The 8,818-nt window shown below is 64.9% G+C and carries 6 protein-coding genes; 5 read left to right on the top strand and 1 reads right to left on the bottom strand.

The features are described 5' to 3' along the window. Positions 1 to 361: 361 nt before the first annotated feature. The 5 genes from serC (at position 362) to rpsA (ending at position 7,401) form a co-directional block, all read left to right on the top strand. A complete protein-coding gene (serC, locus tag IEI94_RS18380) occupies positions 362 to 1,444 on the top strand; it encodes a 3-phosphoserine/phosphohydroxythreonine transaminase (protein WP_191168699.1) in 1,083 nt (360 codons plus the stop codon). A gap of 24 nt (positions 1,445 to 1,468) precedes the next feature. After that, complete coding sequence (pheA, locus tag IEI94_RS18375; protein WP_191168698.1) at positions 1,469 to 2,560, top strand: prephenate dehydratase; 1,092 nt, start codon at positions 1,469 to 1,471, stop codon at positions 2,558 to 2,560. Positions 2,561 to 2,577: 17 nt separating this feature from the next. Continuing rightward, entirely contained in the window at positions 2,578 to 4,851 is a 2,274-nt protein-coding gene (locus IEI94_RS18370; RefSeq protein ID WP_224750194.1) for a bifunctional prephenate dehydrogenase/3-phosphoshikimate 1-carboxyvinyltransferase, read from the top strand. After that, positions 4,848 to 5,540 carry a (d)CMP kinase gene (cmk, locus tag IEI94_RS18365; protein WP_191168696.1) on the top strand — a complete coding sequence of 231 codons (693 nt, stop codon included), beginning with the start codon at positions 4,848 to 4,850 and terminating at the stop codon, positions 5,538 to 5,540. Before IEI94_RS18370 ends, cmk begins: the two co-directional genes overlap by 4 nt. A gap of 184 nt (positions 5,541 to 5,724) precedes the next feature. Continuing rightward, positions 5,725 to 7,401 carry a 30S ribosomal protein S1 gene (gene rpsA / locus IEI94_RS18360; RefSeq protein ID WP_191168695.1) on the top strand — a complete coding sequence of 559 codons (1,677 nt, stop codon included), beginning with the start codon at positions 5,725 to 5,727 and terminating at the stop codon, positions 7,399 to 7,401. Positions 7,402 to 7,483: 82 nt separating this feature from the next. Here the strand turns inward: rpsA and IEI94_RS18355 are convergent, their stop codons facing one another. Further along, positions 7,484 to 8,509 carry a LacI family DNA-binding transcriptional regulator gene (locus IEI94_RS18355; protein WP_191168694.1) on the bottom strand — a complete coding sequence of 342 codons (1,026 nt, stop codon included), beginning with the start codon at positions 8,507 to 8,509 and terminating at the stop codon, positions 7,484 to 7,486. Positions 8,510 to 8,818: the final 309 nt, after the last annotated feature.

The following is an 8,818-nucleotide window of genomic DNA, read 5'->3' as shown; positions in this document are numbered from 1 at the left end:
CGCTCCCACAGGGAGCGGCGCCAAGGCCAATGTAGGAGCGAATTTATTCGCGATGGGGTTACCCGGCAGTGCTTCGCACTGCAATCGCGACTGAAGTCGCTCCCACAGGGGTGGCGCCAAGGCCAATGTAGGAGCGAATTTATTCGCGATGGGGGTTGCCTGGCAGTGCTTCGCACTGCATCGCGGTTAAAACCGCTCCCACAGATCGCGACTGAAGTCGCTCCCACAGGGAGCGGCGCCAAGGCCAATGTAGGAGCGAATTTATTCGCGATGGGGTTTGCCCGGCAGCGCTTCGCACTGCAATCGCGACTCAAGTCGCTCCCACAGAGATAGACACGACAGAGGACCTGGATCCACGCTGATGACACGTCACTTCAACTTCTGCGCCGGCCCCGCGGCGTTACCCCAGGCGGTGCTGGAACGTGCCCGCGACGAGCTGCTCGACTACCAGGGCCGCGGCCTGTCGGTGATGGAGATGAGCCACCGCAGCCCCGAATACACGGCGATCGCCGAGCAGGCCGAGGCGGATCTGCGCGAGCTGCTGGCGATCCCCGACAACTACCGGGTCCTGTTCCTGCAGGGCGGGGCGTCGATGCAGTTCGCCATGCTGCCCTACAACCTGCTGGGACGGGGGGGCACGCCCAACTATCTCTACACCGGGATATGGGGCAAGAAGGCGATCAGCGAGGCCAGGCATCTGGCCGGCGCGCATGTCGCAGCGTCCAGCGAAGGCAACGGCCTGACCGCCGTGCCGCGCCCCGAGGAGATCCAGCTCTCCTCCGACGCCGCCTATCTGCACTACACCGCCAACGAGACCATCGGCGGGCTCGAGTTCGACTATATCCCCGACGTCGTGGCGCCGCTGGTCTGCGACATGTCGTCGTCGATTCTTTCCGGGCCGCTCGACGTGTCGAAGTTCGGCGTGCTCTATGCCGGTGCCCAGAAAAACATCGGCCCCGCCGGCCTGACGCTGGTGATCGTGCGTGACGACCTGCTCGAACGCGCGCGGCCCGAGACGCCGACCATGTTCAACTACAAGGTCATGGCCGACAACGGCTCGATGTTCAATACCCCGGCGACCTACGCCTGGTACCTGGCCGGCCTGGTGTTCCAGTGGCTCAAGCAGGATATCGGCGGCCTGGCGGCGATGAACGCCATCAACGACCGCAAGGCGGCCAAGCTCTACGCCGCCATCGATGCCAGCGATTTCTATTCCAACCCGATTGCGCCGCGCAACCGCTCGCGCATGAACGTGCCCTTCGTGCTTGCCGATGACGCGCTGAATGCGCCGTTCCTGGCCGAGGCCGAGGCGGCGGGGCTGCTCAACCTCAAGGGGCACCGCAGTGTCGGCGGCATGCGGGCCAGCTTGTATAACGCGGTACCGGAAGAGGGCGTCGACGCGCTGATCGACTTTATGGCCGATTTCGCGCGTCGCAAGGGATAACATCATTATCAGCAGGGGATGACCATGAGCGATACCCCGATCAATCTCGAGGCGCTGCGTGAGCGCATCGATGCGCTGGACAGCGATATTCTGCGCCTGATCAGCGAGCGTGCCAGCTGTGCCAAGCAGGTGGCCGATATCAAGACCCAGGAGGACCCCTCGGCGGTCTTCTATCGTCCCGAGCGCGAAGCCCAGGTGCTACGGCGCATCATGGCCCTCAATAGCGGGCCGCTGGACAGCGAGGAGATGGCGCGGCTGTTCCGCGAGATCATGTCGGCCTGCCTGGCGCTGGAGCAGCCGATCAAGGTCGCCTATCTCGGCCCCGAGGGGACCTTTACCCAGCAGGCGGCACTCAAGCACTTCGGCCACAGCGCGGTGAGCCTGCCGATGGCGGCCATCGACGAGGTGTTCCGCGAGGTGGAGGCTGGTGCGGTGCACTACGGGGTGGTGCCGGTGGAGAACTCCACCGAGGGCGTGGTCAACCATACCCTCGACTCCTTTATGGACTCGTCGATGCGCATCGGCGGCGAGGTGGTGCTGCGTATTCACCAGCATCTGCTGGTGTCGAGCAATACCCGCAAGGACAAGGTGTCGCGAATCTACTCCCATCCGCAGTCCTTCGCCCAGTGTCGCAAGTGGCTGGATGCTCACTACCCCCACGCCGAGCGGGTGCCGGTGGCCTCCAACGCCGAGGCCGCCAAGCTGGTCAAGACCGAGTGGCACAGCGCGGCGATCGCCGGCGACATGGCGGCCAAGCTCTATGACCTGGAGCGCATCGCCGAGAAGATCGAGGATAGTCCCGACAACTCCACGCGTTTCCTGGTGATCGGCAATCACGACGTGCCGATGTCCGGAGAGGACAAGACCTCGGTGGTGGTGGCGATGCGCAACCAGCCCGGCGCGCTGCACGAACTGCTCGAACCGTTCCACCGTCACGAGATCGACCTGACCCGTCTCGAGACCCGGCCGTCGCGCAGCGGGGTGTGGAACTACGTGTTCTTCATCGACTTCAAGGGCCACCGCGACGAGCCGCGGGTCTCCGCGGTACTCGAAGAAGTGCGGCTGCGAGCCGCCGACCTCAAGGTGCTCGGCTCCTACCCGATGGGTGTCCTCTAAGCATGCGGGAAACAGGCATGCAGGAGACGCGCATCCTGATCGTTGGCCTCGGCCTGATCGGTGGCTCGTTGGCCGCCGCGCTCAAGGCCGCCGGTTTTCGCGGTGAGCTGGCCGCCTGTGATCGTGACCCGGACGAGATCGCCCGCGGCATCGAGATGGGCGTGATCGATAGCGGTGGCACCCGTCTCGATGAGCAGCTGGCCGATGCCAGCCTGGTGGTGCTGGCGGTACCGGTGCTGGCCATGGATTCGGTGATGGCGACCCTCGCCGAGGCGCTGGCCGAGCGCCCCGAACACCGCTGGCCGGTGCTCACCGACGTTGGCAGCACCAAGGCGGCGATCCGCGATAGCGCTGTCCGCGCCTTTGGCCGGTTGCCGGCGCAGCTGGTGCTTGGCCACCCCATTGCCGGCTCCGAGAAGAGCGGCGTGGCGGCCGCCAACCCGACACTCTATCGTCATCACAAGGTCATCCTCACCCCGCAACATGATACCGCGGCGGAGGCCCTGGCCCGGGTGCGTGCCGTGTGGCAGGCGTGCGGTGCCGAGGTGCTGGAGATGGAGGTCGAGCGGCACGACGAGGTGCTGGCCCGCACCAGCCATCTGCCGCACCTGCTGGCCTTTTCGCTGGTCGATACCCTGGCCCGCCAGGATGATCGGCTGGAGATATTTCGCTACGCCGCCGGGGGCTTTCGCGACTTCACCCGCATCGCCGGCAGCGACCCGGTGATGTGGCGCGACATCTTTACCGCCAACCGGCGTGCGGTGCTCGAGGCGCTGGACGACTTCGAGGCCGGTCTGGCGCGGCTGCGCCGTGAGGTGGAGGCCGGCGACGGCGACGCCATGCTGGCCACCATCGATCGCGCCAGCCATGCCCGGCACTATTTCGATACGCTACTCAACAAGACCCGTTACCAGGTGAGTGATCACACCATGCAACAGCAAGCGCTTCGCTATCGGGCGGCTCCCGGTGGCTCCGTGACCGGCCGCATTCGCGTGCCCGGCGACAAGTCGGTCTCGCACCGCTCGATCATGCTCGGCGCCCTGGCCGAGGGCGTGACCGAGATCAAGGGCTTCCTCGAAGGTGAAGACAGTCTGGCCACCCTGCAGGCCTTCCGCGAGATGGGGGTGGCCATCGAGGGGCCGCATCAGGGCCGGGTGACCATTCACGGGGTCGGCATGCACGGCCTCGAGGCGCCCGCCGGGCCCCTCTACGTCGGCAACGCCGGTACCGCCATGCGGCTGTTCGCCGGTCTGCTGGCCGGTCAGGCCTTCGACAGTGAGCTGATCGGCGACGCCTCGCTGACCAAGCGCCCGATGGGCCGTGTGGCCGACCCGCTACGCCTGATGGGCGCCGAGATCGAGACCCGAGAGGGCGGTCGGCCGCCGCTCAAGATCAAGGGCGGCCGTCGGCTCTCAGGCATCAGCTATGACATGCCGATGGCCAGCGCCCAGGTCAAGTCCTGCCTGCTGCTGGCGGGCATGTATGCCGAGGGCGTCACCCAGGTGCGCGAACCGGCACCGACCCGCGATCATACCGAGCGCATGCTCAACGGCTTCGGCTATCCGGTGCATCGCGACGGCGACACCTGCTGGCTCGAAGGCGGCGGCGCCCTTGCGGCCGGCCCCATCGACGTGCCCTCGGATATCTCCTCGGCGACCTTCTTTCTGGTCGCGGCGGCGATCACTCCGGGGGCCGACCTGACCCTCGAGCACGTCGGCATCAACCCGACGCGCATCGGCGTGATCAATATCCTCAAGGCGATGGGCGCCGATCTGGAGCTCTCCAATCAGGCCGAAGTCGGTGGCGAGCCGGTGGCCGACATCCGGGTACGCTACACCCCGCTCAAGGGCATCGAGATTCCCCAGGACCAGGTGCCGCTGGCCATCGATGAGTTTCCGGCGCTGTTTATCGCCGCGGCCAACGCCGAGGGCACCACCCGCCTGCGCGGCGCCGAGGAGCTGCGGGTCAAGGAGTCGGACCGCCTGCAGGCGATGGCCGATGGCCTCACCGCGCTGGGCGTCGACAATACCCTCCACGACGACGGCATCGATATCGTCGGTCGCGCGCCGGGTGAGGGCAGTGACGGCCCCAGCTATGGCGGCGGGCATATCGACAGCCTCGGCGATCACCGCATCGCCATGGCCTTCACTATTGCCGCGCTGCGCGCCAGTGACGACATCCTCATCGATGACTGTGCCAATGTGGCGACCTCCTTTCCCGGCTTTATCGATCTGGCAGCCAAGGTCGGTCTGAGCGTGGTCGAGGAGCGGGCCGCAGAGGAGGGCGCATGAGCGATAGCGCGTCTCAGGCGCCGGTACTGACCATCGACGGGCCGGGCGGCGCCGGCAAGGGCACCATCAGCCGGCTGGTGGCGGAGCGTCTCGGCTGGCACCTGCTCGACTCCGGGGCGCTGTATCGGCTTACCGCCCAGGCCGCCACCAAGCATGGGGTGGCCCTGGACGATGAAACGGCGCTGGCACGCCTGGCCGCTACCCTCGACGTCGAATTCCTGGTCGAGGACGGTGAGCCCCAGGTGATGCTCGAGGGCGAGGACGTGACCCGAGTGATTCGCACCGAGCAGGCCGGCGATCGCGCCTCCCAGGTGGCCGCGCTCAATCCGGTGCGTGAGGCGCTGCTGCAGCGTCAGCGTGACTTCGCCGTGGCGCCGGGCCTGGTCGCCGACGGCCGCGACATGGGCACGGTGGTGTTCCCTGCCGCGCCGCTCAAGATCTTTCTCACCGCGTCCGCCGAAGAGCGGGCCCGGCGACGCCATCTGCAGTTGCAGGAAAGCGGCGTGACTGCTAGTCTATCGAGTCTTTTAAAAGAGATTCAGGCTCGCGATGCGCGCGATATGCAGCGCAGCGTGGCACCGCTCAAGCCGGCAGATGATGCCATCACGCTTGACACCACGCGCCTGACCATACCGGAAGTGGTGGATCGGTTGACGCAGCTACTGGCCCAGCGTGGCATTGGCGCGTAGCCTGACGATCCATGACGGAGCCCCCGGCAAGACGTCATGACGTGGCACGGCAGTCTCATTTCAGAAAGCCAGGCCAGGTCGAACCAGCGCCAACGTCCCCGGGGATCATTGCAGTAGGCCCGTACTCGCTGGTGGTACGGAGAAGGCGGCACGCCGCCATTAAAACGTTGATCACAGGAACATCATGAGCGAAAGCTTTGCTGAGTTATTTGAACAGTCTCTCCAGGACATCAACATGGAGGCGGGCGCCATTGTCATGGCTACCGTCGTCGACATCGAAGGTGATTGGGTCACCGTCAATGCCGGCCTGAAGTCCGAAGGTCAGATCCCTGTTTCCCAATTCCGCGACGACAATGGCGAGCTGACCATTGCCGTTGGCGATGAAGTCAAGGTGGCCCTGGAAGCCGTCGAAGATGGCTTCGGCGAGACCCGCCTGTCCCGCGAGAAGGCCAAGCGTGCCGAAGCGTGGAAAGAGCTGGAAGCCGCCTTCGAGAAAGAAGAGATTGTCAAAGGCGTGATCAACGGCAAGGTCAAGGGTGGCTTCACCGTCGATGTCGCCTCTATCCGTGCCTTCCTGCCGGGTTCGCTGGTCGACGTGCGTCCGGTGCGCGACACCACGCACCTCGAGCACAAAGAGCTGGACTTCAAGGTCATCAAGCTCGACGCCAAGCGCAACAACGTGGTGGTATCTCGCCGCGCCGTTCTCGAAGCCGAGAACAGTGCCGAGCGTGAAGCGCTGCTCGCCACCCTTCAGGAAGGCCAGCAGATCAAGGGTATCGTCAAGAACCTCACCGATTACGGCGCCTTCGTCGATCTGGGTGGCGTTGACGGCCTGCTGCACATCACTGACATGGCCTGGAAGCGCATCAAGCATCCGTCCGAGATCGTTGCCGTGGGCGACGAGATCAACGTCAAGGTGCTGAAATTCGACCGCGAGCGCAATCGCGTATCGCTGGGCCTCAAGCAGCTCGGCGAAGACCCCTGGGTCAACATCACCGCGCGCTACCCGGAAGGCACCAAGGTCAACGCTCGCGTTACCAACCTCACCGACTACGGCTGCTTTGCCGAGCTGGAAGAGGGCGTCGAGGGTCTGGTTCACGTCTCCGAAATGGACTGGACCAACAAGAACATCCACCCCTCCAAGGTCGTGCAGGTGGGTGACGATGTCGACGTCATGGTGCTGGACATCGACGAAGAGCGTCGTCGTATCTCGCTGGGTATCAAGCAGTGCACCACCAACCCGTGGGAAGACTTCAGCGGCCGCTACAACAAGGGCGACCGCGTTGCCGGCAGCATCAAGTCGATCACCGACTTCGGTATCTTCATCGGCCTGGAAGGCGGCATCGATGGTCTGGTGCACCTGTCCGACATCTCCTGGACCGAGACCGGCGAAGAAGCCGTGCGCCAGTTCAAGAAGGGCGACGAAGCCGAAGCGGTCATTCTCTCCATCGATCCGGAGCGTGAGCGCATCTCGCTGGGCATCAAGCAGCTCGAGACCGATCCTGTCTCCGAGTTCCTGGCCGTCAATGACAAGGGCGCCATCGTGACTGGCCGCATTGTCGAAGTCGACGCCAAGGAAGCCCACGTCGAGCTGGCAACCGACGTCGTTGCTATCCTCAAGGCGTCCGAGATCAGTGCCGACCGCGTCGAAGATGCGCGCAACGTGCTGACCGAAGGCGACAGCGTCGAAGCCCGCATCGTCGGGGTGGATCGCAAGAACCGTGCGATCAACCTGTCGATCAAGGCCAAGGATCAGGATGACACCCGTCAGAACCTGAAGAAGCTGCGCGAAGATAGCGGTGAGGCCGGTGGCCCGACCACTATCGGTGAGCTGATCAAGCAGCAGATGGGTCAGGACTGATCGTCGCCATGCGATAATCGTTCGACTGATCGAAAACGCCGCCTCCTTCGGGAGGCGGCGTTTTTTTGCTGGTTGCATGGCTTCAGGTGCTGTCGCCCACCAGCAGCGAGAACCCGACGTTGCAGCGCACCGACACCGAGCCGCCATCCAGGCGCGTCAGCAGTCGATCGGCAGCCAGCCGACCCATGCGATGACGCGGCGAGCGGATGGTGGTGAGCCTGGGCGTGACGTGCTGGCCCAGCGGCAGGCCGTTGAAGCCGGCGATGGCGATATCCTTGGGCACGCCCAGGCCGAGTCGCTGGGCGTGGAGCAGGGCGCCGGTGGCCAGGTCGTCGTTGGCAAAATGGATCGCGTCGGCGCGGGGGTGGGTCTCGAGCACCTGGTCGAGGGCGTCGGCACCGGCCTCGAGGCTGCCAAGGCGCTCGAGGTCGATCAGCGGTGCCTCGAGTCCTGCGGCTGCGAGCTCCTCACGATGGCCGGCATAGCGTAGGCCGGCACGGTAGTCCTTGGCCATGCGCCCCCCTACGTAGACGATCTGGCGATGACCACGCTGCAGCAGATGGCGCGCCATGCAGTGGCCGGCGGCCGCATGATCCAGGCCGACATTCAGGTCCAACGCCTCGCCGAGTTCCATCATCTCCATGATCGGCTTGTCCCAGCCGTTCAGCAGGTTATGGCACGCCTCGCTGTGGCGTAGCCCGGCGGTGACCAGTGCCGAGCAGGACCATCCCAGGAAGGTGCGCACCAGCTGCGCCTCGCGATCCAGGTCGTAGTCGGTGTTGCCGAGCAGGATCTGGTAGCCCCGCGCCTCGAAGGTCTCCTGCAGGCCCTGAATCACTTCGATGAATACCGCATTGGCCAGCGACGGCACGATCACCGCGATAAAGCGTGAGCTGGCCGAGGCCAGGCTGCCGGCCACCAGATTGGGTACATAGCCGAGTCGCTCGACGGTGGCGAGAATATGCCGACGGGTCTCGGCATTCACGCGTTCAGGGGTATTCAGCGCCCGGGATACGGTGATCGCCGAAACCCCCGCGGCCTCGGCGACCTGGGTCAGGGTGGTGCGCGCCGATCCTCGACGGCGCCGCGACGATGAAGCGTTAGACATTGGTCGTGTCCATACGAGTCTCTCTTGCTGTTGGCGACGGCCTCTACTAAAAAGGATGTTAGCGCTAACATAACAGCGTTAACAACAAGCAGGCAGAAGCAGCCAGGGGGATTTCAGTTGGCACGCAGCGAGGGTGGCACCGCTCGGGACTGATCCGGCGGCAGGCCTACGAGGAGGCGCTGTGAACCCATCCCTGGGCGCTACCTTGCGCCATCCATGGCGCAAACCTCCTCTTCGGCCTGCCCCCGGCGTCCCTCGCTGCGAGCAGCTAGATAAGCGTACGTACATCACGATAATGGGAGAGTACCG

It is taken from the genome of Halomonas sp. ML-15 (genome assembly GCF_014779595.1).
Taxonomy (GTDB): Bacteria; Pseudomonadota; Gammaproteobacteria; order Pseudomonadales; family Halomonadaceae; genus Franzmannia.
The sequence above is the reverse complement of the archived record's forward strand: the minus strand, read 5'-3'. Positions and strand labels throughout refer to the sequence as shown.